We start from the raw sequence: 15991 nt of genomic DNA, 5'->3' as shown, positions 1-15991 counted from the left end.
GCTATCCCTTCACGGCGACGGCAAACCGGCGAAGCAGGCCTGTCTTCACTAACGCCTCTCCTAACACTTTGGTTAACAGACCGCAGAGGAGCACGCCGCTCAGAATGCGCACAACCAGCGCGATGCCAAGCACTTCAAGCGGCCAGGACGTATATCCGAACATATTGGCCGCGAACAGGAACCAGAGCGGTACCATCGCACCGCCGACCAGCATGAGCACGCCGGCACTCCACTTTTTGTGGCGGTAGATGGCAAAAATCGTCTCTGCCACGATCATGTAGCAGCCTGCGGCAACAAAACACGAAGCGATGCCGTACACCGTCCCCGTCAGAGCCTGAATCGTGCCGCCAATCGCAAACGTGACAACCGCCGTTCCCGGTTTTCGAATGATGTAATAAGCCAAGAGTCCATATACCATGTAGATGCCCGTCGTCGTCGAGGTTGCGATGGGTCCGCCAAGACTGTTCAGCAGCTTGTTAACCGGCCCTATGTATACAGTTAGAACGGCATTGACGGCAGCGAGCATCGCCATCAGAATAATTTCCTGCGTCGTAAAAGCAAACCATTTTTTCTGCGATGATGAATTCAAATGTAGTCCTCCTTATTTCCAGCCATGACGGCTGTACTAACACTTTCGGATGCTTCATTTCATATTTTGCATGCTTCCGCTCTTAACGTCAACCTTATTTTTGTTATTAACGGTTAACAATTTAGACAATCCACCACACGAAAACCGTTGCCAGTACATACAAAACCGCCGATGCGACCGCCCATGAAGGAAGGTTAACCTCCGTACGATACGTTCGGTCCGGATACGCGCCAAATCCCTTGGATTCCATTGCGCCCGCCGTTTGCTGAACACGACGCAGCGCATTAAGCAGGACAGCTGATACAAACTTCAATCCGTAACCGATGCGACTTCCGAGACCCTTGGGCAGGCGATGGCCCCTTACCTGCTGGGCAGCCAGAATATGGGCACCCTCCTCCTCCAACAGCGGAATGAAGGTCAGCGCAGCGGATACGCCAAACGCAAACCGGTAAGGGATTCGAAGGCGTCTGGTCAACTCGGCTACCAATTCTCTCGGATCCGTTGTCAAGATATAAGCCATCGAGGTCAGAAACAACGTAAACATGCGGAGTGACATGGCACCCGCAGCGTCCAGAGCCTCTACCGTCAGAGTGATGGGTCCCCACTGCAGCCATACGGTTTCTCCTTTGACCGTCAGGCTGGTCAGAATGAAATAGGGCACTGCAACGATCGCAATCAGCCGGATCCCTCCCAGCAACTGTTTGCCTGACACCTGGCCTGCAAATCGGGCTTGTCCTATGCATAGCAGGAGGAATAACGCCTGCTGCCAGGCCTCATCAAGCAGCATGGCGATCACGGCGGTGCAAAATAATATCACCAGCTTGCTTAATGGATCATATCGATGAAGAAGCGTGTTACCCTTCTCATATTGAATCAGCATATTACAACTCCTGCCTCTCTATCGGCCTTTCCCAATCTTTTCTTAGCCTTGAAAAAACGGCGGCATCCACATAACCGTTTGGCGTATGGCGATAATCCCGTAAAACGCCTTCGCGCACATAGCCGATCTCCATAAACCATCGGCATGCCCGTTCATTTCTCGGATCAACAAAAGCTTCGATCCGGTTTAGTCCCATGGATATATACCCAAATGCTGCAGCCATTTCGGCCGCCTCCGACATGAAGCCCTGCCCCCAGTAAGTGCTTATTAGCTCACAGCCGAACTCGCCCTTGAACGCACCCTCTAGCTGCCAAATATTAAATCCGCAGCTGCCGATCAATTGTCTTGTCTCGATGACTTCGATGCCCCAGCGGATGGCTTCGTCCTGCTCGGCAAGGAGATGCAGCCAATGAATCAATGCCTTTGCGTCCTCAGCCGAATGCATAGGAGGCAAATCCAGAAAAGCGGTTGTCTTCGGATCGGACCAGCAGCGGAACATCGCTTCCGCATCTTCCGCCTCCATTCTTCGCAGCCGTAATCGCCGGCCTTTTATCTCCGGAATGATTCCCTCGCAGACGTACATGGTTTTCGAACCTCCTTGCAAAAAAACTGACTTGTATGCGCTGTTTCCGGTGATACTATGTTCGTGTATATAAGAGAATAGCGAAAAATCAATCCGTATCCTGGTCCCCCATCAACACCTTAGAGCTGGATGTATATATATTGATGGATTCGGGAGGCTTCCGTCAATATGCTTGTAACGGCTCCCTTGTACAGTGCGGAAGAAGGAGGAAGTCATCTGAGTATGTATATCGCGATTGTCTTGCTGTTCACCGTCGTTGTCATTGCCGCTGCCATTACGCAAATCGGATATCTGCAGATTACGCGGATGCGCGTAAAGAATGACCTTAAGCTGTTCACGGTACTGGAAAAAGCCGGACTGTACAGCAGAGAGCAATATGAATCGCTTCAAAAGAACGAAGTGGCGATCACGAGTTTTGACGGGTTGAAGCTGTGCGGCGCAGCCATTGAGAACAATCCCGGCTCCAAGCATTGGATGCTTCTTGCCCACGGCTATACCGGTTCGCGAGCTGTATCCACCCAATTCATCGATTTGTTTACGGAAGAGAGCTACAACGTGCTCCTCATTGATCAGCGCCGGCATGGACGAAGCGAAGGACGTTATACCACCTACGGCTATTATGAGAAACACGACGTGCAAGCGTGGGTACGCTGGATTACCCGCAAATACGGCGAGGATGTGGCCATCGGGCTGCATGGACAATCGCTGGGAGGGGGAACCGTGCTGGAGTATTTATCCATTGCCGATCCGCAGGTCAAGCTTGTCATAGCGGATTGCCCGTATTCCGATTTGACGGATTTAATGCGGCATCAGCTTACGCGCATCAACAAAATCCCTTCTGTGCCGTTCCTGTCCTGGGTGAACGCCAGAATTCGGCGTAAAGCCGGATTCAGCCTGGATCAGGTCAGCCCGATCCGTGCTGTTCGGAACAGCACGCTTCCGGTTATGTTCATCCATGGCACCAAGGATAATTACGTGCCTACCCGGATGAGTATCGAGATGTTTGAGGCCAAACCGGACCCGAAAAAACTTCTTCTAATCGAAGGCGCTATCCATGCGAACGCTTATCATATTGATCCCAAGCAATATCGGGAGAGCGTGCACTCTTTCCTTCGCGAACATATAGATCAACCCGTGAGAGCACCTCAGCCAGAAGCTGAACGGGTGTCACAGCCGGAAACGGAGGCAGCGCCTGCCCCGCATCCTTTCCAGCTTGAGCTGGACGGCTCGCTTGAAACGGTTTAGACCGGTAGCCCAAAAAAGCCCCCGCCTGCACGCATAAGAAAGCGTGAGTCGGGGGCTTCTTTTAATGTTATGCTGTTAGCTACTTACGCCATGGAGTCTGCCTTCTTCGGATTCACCGGTTTAAGCACTTCATCGCAAAGCTCCTTAAGCCTGCTCTGAATTTCTTTAAATTCCTCGATCCCGGCTCCCGTGAGGCTGTATCCTTCACCGTGCGCCGTCAGGAAGTTCTCTTCGGTCAAGCGTTCGAGCTCATGCTTAACCTCCCTGTCGCCAACCTTATATCCATGGCGCTCCAGCTCGGGCTGCATCTCGCTAATCGTTAGATCCCGCTCATGGGCGTGATAGAGCATATGAATACCGATAAACAAATTCTGTACATCTGCCCGCATTAAGGTTCTCTCCCTCCACCTGATTAAATTGATACCTGGTTATGTCATACATTACCCTTGCGCCTGGAAGAGGAATCAGCCGGATTCACTTGGAGTTTTTCTTCCCATGGCTTGTCCCTTGACGAATATCATATACTTATACTAAGGTGATTGAACCAACGCGAATAAAGGAAGGGCGGATAACCACATGTTTCAAAACACACCCTATGAGGGCACCCGGAGCGAGCAATACGCCCAGGTCCTGAACCAGCTAAAAGCACTTATACACGATGAGCCCAATGCCATTGCCAATTTGTCCAATGCCTCGGCGCTGCTTAAGCAGTTTCTGTCCGATACGAATTGGGTCGGCTTCTATCTCTATGATGGCAAAGAACTGGTGCTCGGGCCGTTCCAAGGACTGCCCGCTTGCATCCGGATTCCGATGAATCGCGGCGTTTGCGGCACGGCTGCTGCTGAACAGACGACACTGCTTGTTGCCGATGTACATGAATTCCCCGGGCACATTGCCTGTGATGCAGCTTCGAACAGCGAGATTGTAGTTCCGATGATGGTGGATGGCGCTTTGTATGGCGTTCTCGATATCGATAGTCCGCTGAAGAACCGTTTCGACCAGCAGGATCAAGCTTTTCTGGAGGAATTTGTCCACATATTGGAAGGGCAGCTCACATTATAATCAGGATGATTTGACGTATTCTTCCGTACACTAACCAAGGATTTGAAACCACAATTCTTAGGAGGAATACACACCATGTACCAAATGAATAACAACAACTCGCAAATATCGCAGCAAATTCGCCAATGCGAGCAGATTCTTCAGCAGTTGACCCAGCAAACGCAGCAGGGTTCGGCTATGTACCAGCAGCTGATACAGCAAGAGCAGCAAAATGCTGCCCGCCTTGAGGAGCTCGCTCAGCGTGAGCGCCAAGCGGCACAGATGATCCAGTCTGCCCTTCAAGGCCATCAACAGGCGATGCAGCAGTATCAGCAAATCTCTCAGATCGTTAGACAAGTCGAGAATTCCGTGCAAGCTCACAACCAAACACAGCACATTCAGCCTTCGTTTGGCCAACAGGGTTTTCCTAATACACATCAAGGCCAAGGCTTCCAATAAGAAAGTTAAAGGGGTATCTCGCAGGTCGATAAGTTCTGTGAGATACCCCTTTTTTTGTATTTCTTATTACTTCTTCTCTTCACTTACACTGAATTCGATCTCGGCTTGTATCTTATAGCGCTTGGGCTCTTCCCCGTTCGAATCGCCCTGGTCCGCGCCGTTCGACTGTGAATCAATCACGAAATCCGCGGATCCGTAGACGACGTAGCGCCCGCCCGGAAAGCCATCCTTCAGGGAAAGGATGAAATCTTTGTACTTTTTATCGTCTTTACCGCCGTATCCGCTACGCATTTTATAATACTCGCGCAGGGGCTCCCCCTTTTTCAGCGTGGTCGTAATATAAGGCTCATTCATGGCGTAACTGATGTCATAGTCTCTTGTGAGCTCTTTCATCGGGAAAAAAAAGGCGGAGGCTGCATGGCCAATCGTAACCTCATCCTGCTCGCCTATATACTCCAGTTCCGCGAATACTTGAACCTGATCCCCATGCTCGTACTGCCCCTTCTCGCTAACGAGGCGATACAAGAAGTCCCCGTCGGAAACTTCTGCATGATTTTCCCTGGCAGCTCTATTCAATGAAGGATCAGACGGACCCGCCCCTAGTGTCTCCTGCTTCACACAACCTGTTAGCATAATAACCATCAAGATAAACCCCATAGAAAGGTAGCTTTTCATCTTCATCTTCAATTTCACCTCAACCTTCCAGACGGATGGTCAGAAGGCAATGTTGCACAGAAATGCAAAAAAGTCGCATCCAATACTCCTCAAAATTGCGAAGTTTTGGATCGACTTATAGTCAAACGGTTCTATTAATGACAGCCCAGTTGTAACCCGAGGACTGCGTCGAATTTCAAGACTCGTAAATGTTCTTTACCCGTCCCACCTGGCCATCCTGAAGGCGTACTTTAATGCCATGCGGATGGTTCGGAGAATTGGTCAGAATATCCTTGACCACGCCGCGGGTTAATTTGCCCGTTCGCTGATCCTGCTTCAATACGATATCAACCTCAAGTCCCGGTTTGATATGGGAACGCTGCCCACCATTCATCGTCGTCCCTCCTGTCCATTTCTTGATGCTGTCCGTTCTCTATTGTCCACCATACTGAAATCAAAGGTGAAAAGCAAATCCCAAACAACAAAGGACTGCCCGTTAAAGATCATTCAGATCTATTCGGACAGTCCTTCTATCACATTCTAAGTAAGAATATATACTTAATAAAAATTGATAATGATGCGTTACAGGACGCTTCCGCCATGCACGAAGCGATTTTTCCAGGAATCACCGAAGGTACCTACAAGGACACCACCGGATTGTTTCGAGTACGTATGCAGCAGCTTATTGTCTCCCAAATAAATAGCTACATGGGTGATCCGCTGTTTGGACTTGTCCAATCCGGCATAAGCGGATGCCGATGAACCTCTGTAACTCATAAAGAATACCAGGTCCCCGCGTTTTAATTGATTAACGTTATATACAGCTGTTCCTTTGTCCTTGATGTACTGCCCTTGCTTGCGGGAATCGCTTGGGAGCGTAATGTTAGCGCCGTCCATAAATGCGCGGCGGACAAAGGCCGAGCAATCAAAGGTTTTCGTTGAGCTGCGGTTAGAACCGAATTCATATGGCGTGCCCAGATACTTCATCCCTGCACTGATTACTTTTTCAACGCTGGCACTGGCAGAGGGCGCGGTACTTCCCGAATTGCCGGAATTGTTAGAAGATCCATTACTTTGGTTAATATATTTAGACGAAGCATAACCCTGCTTGCCGTCCGAAGTTTTGATCTTATACCAGCCTGAGCTGCTGCCCAGAATTTGAACGCTATCCCCTTTATACACACGATCCAAGACTTTACCAGAAGTCGAAGGCTGATTGCGCATGTACACGTTCGAGCTTGCTACACCTTTTGTTACAGACTGTACGCTGGCAGCAGCCACTTCATTCACAGACCCATATCCGTAAGAACCAAGAACAGCTGCTGATAGAAGCGCTCCGGCCATCAATTGTTTAAAGCTTTTTTTCGAGAAAATAAGTATCTCCCCCATCTCGTTAGATTGTGGAATGACGAAATTGTCATTTTCGTGATCCCGCAATCATTATAGACAGGCCATGTCTCGGGACGCATGCTACCATCCTCACAAAAACGCATGCCAACTATTGGCAAAGAGGAGGACTTTAGTCTCTTTTTATACTTAAATTTAGTATAAATAGATTATTATAGAAATAAAACATGCCAAAATAACCCAACCATCCCGGTATAACGAACGCCGGAATTCTCTGTTGGGTCTTTCTGCTTACCATATATACGTATCTTTTCTTACTATTGTTGCATGAGAGAATATATTTCGATCCTTCTTACAGCTAAAAAAAGCTAAAAAAGCCTGTCCAAACGGGTGTCCCCATCTGACAGACTCTAGTTTATCGTACATCCTAAATTTCATTCCACTACAATTTTGTAAACTTTTGACCTTATGGCCTCTTGGAATAGAGCGGATACCCAGGGTTTTCCGGTACGTCAATCAGGATGACCCTCACATTGTCTTGCGCCTTAAGGCTTAGCGTCTCGCCCTGCTTCGTATCCATTACCATAAAGTCCCGCTGACGAAATAGAAGGCTTTCCTCTTCGCCACAAAAGCTGCCTGCTCCCCTTACGGCAAGCACAGCTGCTCTCCTGCCGGACTTCAATTCATACTGAGCTTCGTTCCCGGCCAGAATCTGAATATCCAGCATCCTCACATCCACAGATAAATCGGTTGGTGCGGAACCGCCAATCATCGTTTTAACCAGCCCACCCTGTATGCGGGTTACCGGAAAGGAATCCGGTCGATACTGACGACAGGCAGGATTCTGTTTCAATGAATCGCGAAGATACGGCTCGAACCAAATCTGAAATCCTTCTGCATCCGGCCCAGTCAGACGTTCCTCGTGCGTTAGTCCGGAGCCGGCCCTCATCAATTGCAGGCCTCCAGGCCCCAACTCATCGTGCGTGCCATGCGAATCCTTATGAACGCCCTTTCCCTGAATCATATAAGTCACGATTTCAAAACCCTGATGGGGATGAGGCGCGATATAACCTTCGACGGGCGAACGGAACCAGGACCAATAGAAAAGCGGTCCCACCCGGGTCACGGCAGACCCTTCTCCGGAGAAACCGATCGGCTTCTGCTCCGTTATCCTTCCTCCATCGAGAGAGCCCTTGCTCTGATTCTCGGGTGGATATACATTTCCTATCATGTCCAGTCTCCTCCTTTCACCTATCCATGATTGACCTTGAACAGGTGCTGCATTGATTATCTCGGCTTTAAGATAGTATTAACGATAACAGAATATATATCAACATCCTTAAATTCCCTTATTGAGAATGCATATTTGCGAATCACTTTTCAGTGTATTTTCAGTTTATTTTCAGTTCACGTTCAGACTTCATTCAGCTAGAGCACGTATGATAAAGTTGAAGGAATGAGATAAGAGGAGTTTTGTGCTATGGAATCAATGCATCGTATTCGCGTTTTGCTAGTGGATGACGAGCCTCATATACTGCAGTTTCTGGCGCTTGGTCTGCAAAATGAAAGGTTTGAAGTGCGAACGGCCCCCGATGGGGAACGTGCGATAATGGAAGCAAGCCGCTTCGAGCCGCATATCATCGTACTGGATGTGATGATGCCGGGAATGGACGGACTTGCGGTATGCAGACGTTTGAAGGCGGAGGGTCGAGATGTCGCGATCATTATGCTTACCGCGAAGGACGAGATTGATGATCGCGTGAAGGGCCTCATGATTGGAGCGGACGATTACATGGCCAAGCCCTTCAGTTTCGAAGAGCTGCTTGCCCGAATTCAAGCAAGGCTGCGCAATCAGTTCCCGAGTCTGCTGGGTGAAATCCGGCTGGGCCCATTCACCATCGATGACCGGAAGAAAGAAATTGCATACCAGGAGGCGGCCCTTGAGCTGTCGCCCACGGAGTATAAACTGCTTAAACTGCTTGTAACCAAACACGGCAGCGTGTTGAGTAAAACGAACATTTTGAATATTGTGTGGAATTACGACTTTGGCGGAGAGGATAACATCGTGGAGGTTTATATCCGATCCCTGCGCGAGAAGCTCGGTGATAAGGAACACCGGGTCATTCGCACGCTTCGCGGAGCCGGCTACCGGGTCGATTTGCCATGAGTTTGCGAAACCGTGCACGTTCATCCGGACCTCCGTCGCTACGTACGCAGCTCCTGTCACGATCCCTCATCGTCTTGGCGCTTCTGCTTGTGCTGATCGGCGCATTGCAATATGTATTGATGAAAAATGCCCTGTTCCGCAATCAAGCCGAGGCGCTTTCCCTCCAGGCTCGCTCTATCCCCGTGGAGCTATGGGAGCCTGATCGGGAGCCGCGCAACCGGCCTGCTGAGCGAAATAACGAAGCCCTTCCGGAAAACCCCCGTCAGGGAGATAGACCTATGCTCTTTCTGCCGAATATGTCGCTTGCCAAGATCGCGGCGAACGGAAACTACACCGACCTGACCAGTGACACCGGTCTCTCCGCACCGCAGCTGACAGCAGGGGCTTATACCTCGATTCTGGAGCAATTCAAAGAGCGCCAGCCCGTTGCGTATGAAGTGATTGACAATACCGAAGGCACCGAGCAGATCGTTGTCTTTCGCCCTTACGGCAGCCCAAACAGCCCTTCCGGTATACTGCAGCTTGGAATGGATGCACAGCCGCTGCATGCCGTTCTGTTGCGGCAGCTGCTGATTTTTGCCGTACTGGCTATACTTGCCATGGCTGCGGGGGTTGCATTGTACTTGCCTTTGCTGCGCCGGACGCTCCACCCGCTGAACCGAATGGTCGAAACGGTAGAACGCACCGACGCCGGAAACTTGGCGGAGCGTATTCCTGCCGTGCAGGGTCAACGGGAGATTGACCGCTTGGCGGAATCGTTTAACGGTATGCTGAAAAGGCTCGAAGATGCGTTTGAAACGGAACGCGAAGCCAAAGAGCAGATGCGGAGGTTTATTGCCGATGCTTCCCATGAGCTGCGAACGCCGCTCACTTCGATTCACGGCTTTCTGGAGGTGCTTGGCCGCGGGGCCGCCGACAACCCAGAGCAGCTGCATGCTGCACTATCCAGCATGCACGGGGAATCCAAGCGCATGAAGAAACTGGTCGAGGATTTGCTTCTGTTAGCCAAGCTTGACCGCAAGCCGGAGCTTCATCTGCAGGATACCCGGCTGGATCGGCTGCTGTTTGAGATGGAGCCCCATTTAAGGATGCTTGCCCAAGGCAGGAACGTAACGATTCAAGCAGCAGTCGTGCTGTGCCGGTGTGACTCCGACAAGATCAAGCAGATCATCTACAATCTGTTTCATAATGCGGTACAGCATACCGATGCTGCCACAGGGCGGATTACCGTCACGGTGGATAGAACCAAGGACCATGCCGTACTGCTGGTCAGCGACAATGGAGCCGGGATTCCGAAGGAGCATCTGCCCCATCTATTCGAGCGCTTCTACCGCATCGATGAATCCCGGACCAGACAGCACGGCGGTGCAGGTCTTGGACTGTCCATCACCCAGTCCATTATTAACGCGCATGGCGGTCAGATGAGCGTGGACAGCACGGTTAACCATGGAACGGTTTTCCGTGCGGAATGGCCGGGTATCATTCATCCCCTCCTTGATGGCTAAATAACACGAAATCAGAAAACAACAAAAAGGAGATCATGAATGCTCATGATCTCCTTAGACTGGTCGATTGGATTTATCATAGTTATTTGTTTGGCAAACTCCCCCCACTCTCCCTAATGCCACCTACTGTCTTCGCTCACGTAATTTTTCCTTATATCCTGACAATTTGGTACAATACAGACGGTACGAGAATGTCAAATGAAGGGACTATGATCGATATGTTCAAAATTTTCATTGTCGAAGACGATGCCGGGCTGGTCGGCCTACTGAAAGAGTATCTTCATAAATTCGGTTACGCGACGCAGTCCGTTCATGATTTCGAGACGGTACGCGATCAATTTGAATCTTATGACCCTCATCTTGTGCTCCTGGATATCAATTTGCCTAAATTCGACGGCTATTATTGGTGCCGACAGTTCCGCAGCCTCTCCACCTGCCCGATCATCTTCATCTCCGCCCGCGACGGGAAAATGGACCAGGTGATGGCGCTGGAGAACGGCGCAGATGATTATATAACCAAACCCTTTGACTACGAGATTGTCATGGCCAAAATCAAGAGCCAGCTCCGGCGGGCCTACGGCTCCTATGCTGCCGGTCAGAATGAGCGTGTCCTCAGCGTTGCCGGACTCACGCTTGACGTTGAGCGTCTCTCCGTTTCGCTCGGACAGACCCAAGCGGAGCTCAGCCATACCGAGGCCAAAATATTGGACGAATTAATGAAGAAGCCCGAGCAGATTGTCAGCAGGGACCGGCTCCTGGAGAAAATATGGGATGATCAGGCCTTTGTGGACGATAATACGCTGAATGTGTACATCACCCGCGTCCGCAAGAAACTAACCGCCCTCGGAATCGAGGACGGTCTTCAAACCGTGCGCGGGCGCGGCTATCGGCTGGTACCGAGCTGGGGGGACGAAGCATGAGGCTATTTCTGCAAGAGCAGCGTCCCTTAATGATTGTCTATATCGCCCAGCTCCTTGTCGTAACCCTGATCTACAGGCTGGACGGTTATCGCAATTTGACGGTCAGCCTGTACGCGGGCATCATCAGCTTACTGCTGCTGCTCGGCTATCTGGCCTTCCGGTTCATTGCCAACCGTTCCTTCTATAAACGATTGGAGCAGCCGCTCCCGGGAGAATCCCTCACCGGCGAATCCTCGGCAGAATCCTCCCATACCCCGCTCGCCGAAGCGCTTCATCAGCTGCTGAAAACCCAGTTCCGGCATTACACCACGGATCTGCATAACTATAAGCATAAGATTGAAGGCCATCTACAGTTCATCAACCAATGGGCCCACCAGATGAAAACGCCGATATCAGTCATCCACCTGATTCTTCAGGATGACGATGATCCCCGTTTTGCCGCGATCGGCGACGAGCTGGACCGGCTCAAAAAAGGGCTTGATCTGGTGCTGTATACTGCCAGGCTTGATACATTCGAGCATGATTTCCATGTGGAAAACCTGCCGCTTCAGCGAATCGTCCGGAATGTCACCTCCGAGCAAAAGCGTCTGTTTATCCGGCGGAGAATATACCCGTCCATCCGGATCGATTCCGGATTAACGGTAGCCACGGACGAGAAATGGCTTTCTTTTGTGCTGACACAGCTGCTGACCAACGCAGTTCGATATACGCTGAAGGAACAAGGCACCCTCTTTTTCAACGGCTACATCCGGGGGAATCAAATTGTGCTTGAAATCCGGGACGAGGGCATCGGTATTCCCCAAAGCGACCTGCCACGGGTGTTCGATCCTTATTTCACCGGAGAGAACGGTCGCCGGTTCCAGGAATCGACAGGCATGGGACTGTTTCTGGTCAAACAAATATGCGATAAGCTTGGACATGCCTTCGAAATCGAATCCAAGGTCGATGAAGGAACGACGGTCCGCATCGTTTTTGCGGATTCTGCAGGCCGCATCGCACCATAAATTCCACCGGCAGATGGAAGGGAACGGCAGTACATGCTCTTTAAGAGCGCTGCGGCTTATTCCCCGATCTGCTTACATCAGTAAAAGAAACCTTACAAGGTTGTAAGGTAACTGTAAGTTACGAATATGGCATGGACGCAAACGAATCTTTTACAATGATAACATCGTTATAGAGGAGTGAAGATATGCCCATCCTGAGCGTCAAGCATTTATCCAAAATCTACGAGGGCAAAGTGGCGTTCCAAGCGCTGAGCAATATTCACTTCAACGTCGCCAAAGGCGAATTCGTCGGCATTATGGGACCTTCCGGCAGCGGAAAAACGACGCTCCTCAATCTGATTGCCACCATTGATCAGCCCACGGCCGGGGAAGTGATCATAGGCGGACGCAATCCCCATCTGCTCAGCAGGAGCGATACCGCTCTGTTTCGGCGCCGGGAGCTGGGCTTCGTCTTCCAGCATTTCAATCTGCTGGATACGCTGACCGTTGAGGAAAACATCGTTCTTCCGCTGACGCTGGAAGGCATGCCGCTGGACGAAATGGGCATCCGGCTGAACCGGATCGCAGACCGGCTCGGCATTGGGTCCATTCTGCACAAGCATACCTACGAGATTTCCGGCGGACAGATGCAGCGCACCGCCATCGCCAGGGCGCTCATTCAGGAGCCGTCCCTGATTCTGGCCGACGAGCCCACGGGAAACCTGGACTCCAGAGCCTCCAAAGAAGTGATGCAGACGCTATCCGCTTCGAGCAAAGAGGCTTCCGCAACGATTCTCATGGTCACTCATGATCCGGTGGCAGCCAGCTACTGTGACCGCGTCTTGTTCATCAAGGACGGTCAACTATATAATGAAATGTATTGCGGTGACAACCGCCAAGCCTTTTTCCAGAAAATCATCGACATGCTGGCGCTGCTGGGAGGAGGAAGTCATGACCTTTCGACAATTCGCTTTTAGGAATGTCCTGAGGAATAAGCGGACCTATGCGGCATATTTCTTAAGCAGTGCATTCTCCGTCATGATTTTCTTTGTGTGCGCGCTGTTCCTGTTTCACCCTTCCATCACGGACGAGATGTTCTATCCGGTTGTGATCCAGGCGATGGTTGGCGCAGAGCTAATTATGTACGTATTCTCGTTTTTCTTCGTGCTGTATTCCGTCGGGGCTTTCTTGAAGACCCGTAAGCGCGAGTTCGGCATTCTGTTCATGCATGGCATGACGGACCGCCAGTTTAACAAGATGGTGTTTCTTGAAAATATGATCATCGGCGTAAGCGCGATTGCAACGGGCATCCTGTTCGGCATCATTACAGGCAAGCTGTTCCTGATGGCAGGCTCAGCCTTTCTCGGAGTCCCGCCCCTGCCGTTTCGACTGAGCCTGCGCGCGCTGGGGCTGACGATCGCGAGTTATGTGCTGCTGTTCCTCATCATCTCGCTGTGCACACCCTGGCTGCTGCGGCCCAAAGCGCTAATCGACTTGTTCCAGTCCGGACAGCGGCCGAAAACCGCGCCCAGGACATCGCCGTGGTTATCCATTTTGGCGGCTGCCCTGCTGTTGGTCAGCTACGGCCTGGCGGCCACGACAAGCGCATCGACCCTTGCGCTGCGCATGTTTCCGGTTACCTTAATGACGATGATCGGCACGTATCTGTTGTATACCCAGCTTGGAGTTGCTCTCGTGCGGAGGTTGAAGCAAAGCCGCCGGTTAGCCTGGAGAAGGACCAAGCTGATCTCGCTATCCAGCCTGCAATACCGGCTGAAGGATCATGCCCAGATGTTCTCGATGGTGACGATCGTGCTGGCCGTGTCTTTTTGCTCGGTAGGCGTATTTGCCTCCATCCCGGTGCTCACGAAGCAGTTCAACGAGGACTTCCCAGCCGCCATCGGTTATCTCGCCAAAACGGGAGATGCCTCCGAGGAGCAGCATTTGAACGAAATCCGGCATGAGCTTGAATCGAGAAAAATACCGTTTGAAACGCTATCGTTTCGCGTTAAATATACGGATGCCGTACTGGCATCGGCGCAGGTCGGTCCATCGGAGATTCCGTTGACACTGATCTCGTTCTCCGACTATAAGGCGGCCGTCGTGATGGCGGGACTGCCGTTTAACGAACAGCCGCCGAGCGGCGAGGAGGCCCTTGTCCTCATTGCTTCGCAAAACGACAGAGCTTATATCCGCAACCGGGATTACGCTTCTTACCGGCTGCGGGATTCCGACATCCGGCTGCGTGAAATCGGTTATTCCGATCATGTCGGCGTGCCGGAATATTTGCTGCCGGAGATAGATGACGATTCCCGTTTCGGCGGACTGGTCGTCAGCGACGACATCTTCGCCGCTGTCACGGATCCGGTCCGGCAGGAACGGTACACCGGCTTCTACGTGGATGATTTTACGGAGACCGAGGGCATCGTCCCTCACTTGGCCCCGAGCGGTGCCGTGCGTTATGAGATGGACCGGCCTTACGCGCTGGCGGTCAGCGGCACGCTGTTTGCCCTTCGGGACAGCCTGTACAATATGCTGCTCTTCGCGGCATTGCTTGTGGGCACGGTGTTTTTTATCGCGGCAGGAAGCTTCCTGTACTTCCGCCTCTATGCCGATCTGGATTACGACCGCAGGCATTATGCCACGATATCCCGGATCGGGATGACGGATAAGGAGTTCCGGCGGATCGTAACCGGACAGCTGGCGCTGCTGTTTTTTGTACCGATCAGCCTTGCGATCGTGCACAGCATCTTTGCTTTCATCGCGCTGCAAAGCTATTTCTATTTATCCATTGCGGCTGAAATGGGCATTGTGCTGATCAGCTTCCTGATGATGCAGGTCCTGTACTTCTTTTTCATCCGCAGCCAGTATCTGCGCAAGCTGAAGCAGACCCTTATATAAAGGATGGCAGAGACATCCTTATCTTTTGAAAGAGGTGTAACTTTTGGAAAACTGGATTACGGACATTATGGAGAAGTTCGGCTATGTCGGCATCCTGCTGATGATTGCGCTGGAAAACGTATTTCCGCCGATTCCCTCCGAGGTCATTCTTACCTTCGGCGGATTTATGACCACCTACACGAAACTGACGGTCCCGGGCGTCATTATTGCAGCTACGATCGGATCTATAGCCGGTGCTGTTATTCTGTACGGAATTGGTCGCCTGCTCGATGTTGAGCGGCTTGAAAAAATCGTGGATCGCTGGGGGCATATCCTCCGCGTCAAAAAAGAAGACATCCGCAAAGCGGATGCCTGGTTCGATAAATACGGCTACTGGACCGTGCTGTTCTGCCGTATGATTCCACTGATCCGGAGCCTGATCTCCATCCCGGCAGGGATGTCCAACATGAAGTTCGGCATGTTCCTGCTCTTCACGACCATCGGTACCCTGATCTGGAACGTTATTCTGGTATGCGTGGGAGCCGCTGTCGGTGATTCATGGGAAAATATCGTGGCCTTCATGGACGTCTATTCCAATATCGCTTATGCTGTAATAGCTGTGGCCGTGATTTCGTTCCTGTTCTTTTTCTTCCGCAAGCGGAGAAAGTCAGCTTAAGTCAGCTTTGGATCACACGCATTTCATGCCATTCATCATTCATATCATTATATTTAATATTT

At 51.2% G+C, this 15991-nt stretch carries 18 protein-coding genes; 9 read left to right on the top strand and 9 right to left on the bottom strand.

Going from position 1 to position 15991, the window contains the following annotated elements; all coding sequences use genetic code 11:
- Nucleotide 1 precedes the first annotated feature (1 nt).
- The 3 genes from OHJ21_RS24310 to OHJ21_RS24300 all read right to left on the bottom strand — a co-directional run bounded on the left by OHJ21_RS24310 (nt 2) and on the right by OHJ21_RS24300 (nt 2052).
- Complete coding sequence (locus OHJ21_RS24310; RefSeq protein ID WP_100540155.1) at nt 2–589, bottom strand: ECF transporter S component; 588 nt, start codon at nt 587–589, stop codon at nt 2–4.
- A gap of 121 nt (nt 590–710) precedes the next feature.
- Nucleotides 711–1469, bottom strand: coding sequence for an energy-coupling factor transporter transmembrane component T family protein (locus OHJ21_RS24305; RefSeq protein ID WP_394058232.1), 759 nt, complete (start codon nt 1467–1469; stop codon nt 711–713).
- Nucleotide 1470: 1 nt separating this feature from the next.
- Nucleotides 1471–2052 (bottom strand): GNAT family N-acetyltransferase, encoded by a 582-nt coding sequence (locus OHJ21_RS24300; RefSeq protein ID WP_394058230.1) that lies wholly within the window; start codon nt 2050–2052, stop codon nt 1471–1473.
- A 168-nt stretch (nt 2053–2220) separates the two neighbouring features.
- Between OHJ21_RS24300 and OHJ21_RS24295 the strand changes: the two genes are divergently transcribed.
- Nucleotides 2221–3297 (top strand): alpha/beta hydrolase, encoded by a 1077-nt coding sequence (locus OHJ21_RS24295; protein ID WP_486021384.1) that lies wholly within the window; start codon nt 2221–2223, stop codon nt 3295–3297.
- Nucleotides 3298–3380: 83 nt separating this feature from the next.
- Here OHJ21_RS24295 and OHJ21_RS24290 read toward each other — a convergent pair whose 3' ends face one another.
- A complete protein-coding gene (locus OHJ21_RS24290) occupies nt 3381–3686 on the bottom strand; it encodes a hypothetical protein (RefSeq protein WP_071221900.1) in 306 nt (101 codons plus the stop codon).
- A 187-nt stretch (nt 3687–3873) separates the two neighbouring features.
- Between OHJ21_RS24290 and OHJ21_RS24285 the strand changes: the two genes are divergently transcribed.
- A complete protein-coding gene (locus OHJ21_RS24285; RefSeq protein WP_100540151.1) occupies nt 3874–4359 on the top strand; it encodes a GAF domain-containing protein in 486 nt (161 codons plus the stop codon).
- A 57-nt stretch (nt 4360–4416) separates the two neighbouring features.
- Here the strand turns inward: OHJ21_RS24285 and OHJ21_RS24280 are convergent, their stop codons facing one another.
- The 5 genes from OHJ21_RS24280 to OHJ21_RS24260 form a co-directional block, all read right to left on the bottom strand.
- Nucleotides 4417–4755 (bottom strand): hypothetical protein, encoded by a 339-nt coding sequence (locus tag OHJ21_RS24280; RefSeq protein ID WP_207797524.1) that lies wholly within the window; start codon nt 4753–4755, stop codon nt 4417–4419.
- Between the two features lie 108 nt (nt 4756–4863).
- Nucleotides 4864–5439 (bottom strand): hypothetical protein, encoded by a 576-nt coding sequence (locus OHJ21_RS24275; RefSeq protein WP_486021383.1) that lies wholly within the window; start codon nt 5437–5439, stop codon nt 4864–4866.
- 208 nt (nt 5440–5647) lie between these two features.
- Nucleotides 5648–5845 carry a YwbE family protein gene (locus OHJ21_RS24270; RefSeq protein ID WP_100540149.1) on the bottom strand — a complete coding sequence of 66 codons (198 nt, stop codon included), beginning with the start codon at nt 5843–5845 and terminating at the stop codon, nt 5648–5650.
- A 188-nt stretch (nt 5846–6033) separates the two neighbouring features.
- Entirely contained in the window at nt 6034–6795 is a 762-nt protein-coding gene (locus tag OHJ21_RS24265) for a C40 family peptidase (RefSeq protein WP_486021382.1), read from the bottom strand.
- A gap of 469 nt (nt 6796–7264) precedes the next feature.
- Entirely contained in the window at nt 7265–8029 is a 765-nt protein-coding gene (locus OHJ21_RS24260) for a pirin family protein (protein WP_100540148.1), read from the bottom strand.
- 249 nt (nt 8030–8278) lie between these two features.
- Between OHJ21_RS24260 and OHJ21_RS24255 the strand changes: the two genes are divergently transcribed.
- The 7 genes from OHJ21_RS24255 (at nt 8279) to OHJ21_RS24225 (ending at nt 15929) form a co-directional block, all read left to right on the top strand.
- On the top strand, nt 8279–8965 hold the full coding sequence (locus OHJ21_RS24255; protein ID WP_100540147.1) for a response regulator transcription factor: 687 nt from the start codon (nt 8279–8281) through the stop codon (nt 8963–8965).
- Entirely contained in the window at nt 8962–10470 is a 1509-nt protein-coding gene (locus tag OHJ21_RS24250) for a sensor histidine kinase (protein WP_486021381.1), read from the top strand. Before OHJ21_RS24255 ends, OHJ21_RS24250 begins: the two co-directional genes overlap by 4 nt.
- A gap of 218 nt (nt 10471–10688) precedes the next feature.
- Nucleotides 10689–11390: a response regulator transcription factor gene (locus OHJ21_RS24245; protein WP_100540258.1), complete on the top strand. Its 702-nt coding sequence runs from the start codon at nt 10689–10691 to the stop codon at nt 11388–11390.
- Nucleotides 11387–12394, top strand: coding sequence for a HAMP domain-containing histidine kinase (locus tag OHJ21_RS24240; RefSeq protein ID WP_100540145.1), 1008 nt, complete (start codon nt 11387–11389; stop codon nt 12392–12394). Before OHJ21_RS24245 ends, OHJ21_RS24240 begins: the two co-directional genes overlap by 4 nt.
- A 185-nt stretch (nt 12395–12579) precedes the next feature.
- Complete coding sequence (locus OHJ21_RS24235; RefSeq protein ID WP_100540144.1) at nt 12580–13350, top strand: ABC transporter ATP-binding protein; 771 nt, start codon at nt 12580–12582, stop codon at nt 13348–13350.
- Entirely contained in the window at nt 13325–15274 is a 1950-nt protein-coding gene (locus OHJ21_RS24230) for an ABC transporter permease (RefSeq protein ID WP_486021380.1), read from the top strand. The genes OHJ21_RS24235 and OHJ21_RS24230 overlap by 26 nt, the downstream gene beginning before the upstream one ends.
- Before the next feature lie 43 nt (nt 15275–15317).
- Nucleotides 15318–15929: a DedA family protein gene (locus tag OHJ21_RS24225; RefSeq protein WP_486021379.1), complete on the top strand. Its 612-nt coding sequence runs from the start codon at nt 15318–15320 to the stop codon at nt 15927–15929.
- Nucleotides 15930–15991 lie beyond the last annotated feature (62 nt).

This window comes from Virgibacillus sp. LDC1, assembly GCF_025792345.1.
GTDB lineage: Bacteria > Bacillota > Bacilli > Paenibacillales > Paenibacillaceae > Paenibacillus_AQ > Paenibacillus_AQ lautus.
Note: the sequence above shows the minus strand (reverse complement) of the source record. Positions and strands in the feature narration are given on the sequence as shown.

Bases quoted from the DNA above. Each gene is read 5' to 3' on its own strand.
- OHJ21_RS24305 (WP_394058232.1), bottom strand. From the start codon at position 1,469: ATGCTGATTCAATATGAGAAGGGTAACACGCTTCTTCATCGATATGAT.
- OHJ21_RS24300 (WP_394058230.1), bottom strand. From the start codon at position 2,052: ATGTACGTCTGCGAGGGAATCATTCCGGAGATAAAAGGCCGGCGATTA.
- OHJ21_RS24295 (WP_486021384.1), top strand. From the start codon at position 2,221: ATGCTTGTAACGGCTCCCTTGTACAGTGCGGAAGAAGGAGGAAGTCAT.
- OHJ21_RS24290 (WP_071221900.1), bottom strand. From the start codon at position 3,686: ATGCGGGCAGATGTACAGAATTTGTTTATCGGTATTCATATGCTCTAT.
- OHJ21_RS24285 (WP_100540151.1), top strand. From the start codon at position 3,874: ATGTTTCAAAACACACCCTATGAGGGCACCCGGAGCGAGCAATACGCC.
- OHJ21_RS24275 (WP_486021383.1), bottom strand. From the start codon at position 5,439: ATGGTTATTATGCTAACAGGTTGTGTGAAGCAGGAGACACTAGGGGCG.
- OHJ21_RS24270 (WP_100540149.1), bottom strand. From the start codon at position 5,845: ATGAATGGTGGGCAGCGTTCCCATATCAAACCGGGACTTGAGGTTGAT.
- OHJ21_RS24265 (WP_486021382.1), bottom strand. From the start codon at position 6,795: ATGGCCGGAGCGCTTCTATCAGCAGCTGTTCTTGGTTCTTACGGATAT.
- OHJ21_RS24260 (WP_100540148.1), bottom strand. From the start codon at position 8,029: ATGATAGGAAATGTATATCCACCCGAGAATCAGAGCAAGGGCTCTCTC.
- OHJ21_RS24255 (WP_100540147.1), top strand. From the start codon at position 8,279: ATGGAATCAATGCATCGTATTCGCGTTTTGCTAGTGGATGACGAGCCT.
- OHJ21_RS24250 (WP_486021381.1), top strand. From the start codon at position 8,962: ATGAGTTTGCGAAACCGTGCACGTTCATCCGGACCTCCGTCGCTACGT.
- OHJ21_RS24245 (WP_100540258.1), top strand. From the start codon at position 10,689: ATGTTCAAAATTTTCATTGTCGAAGACGATGCCGGGCTGGTCGGCCTA.
- OHJ21_RS24240 (WP_100540145.1), top strand. From the start codon at position 11,387: ATGAGGCTATTTCTGCAAGAGCAGCGTCCCTTAATGATTGTCTATATC.
- OHJ21_RS24235 (WP_100540144.1), top strand. From the start codon at position 12,580: ATGCCCATCCTGAGCGTCAAGCATTTATCCAAAATCTACGAGGGCAAA.
- OHJ21_RS24230 (WP_486021380.1), top strand. From the start codon at position 13,325: ATGACCTTTCGACAATTCGCTTTTAGGAATGTCCTGAGGAATAAGCGG.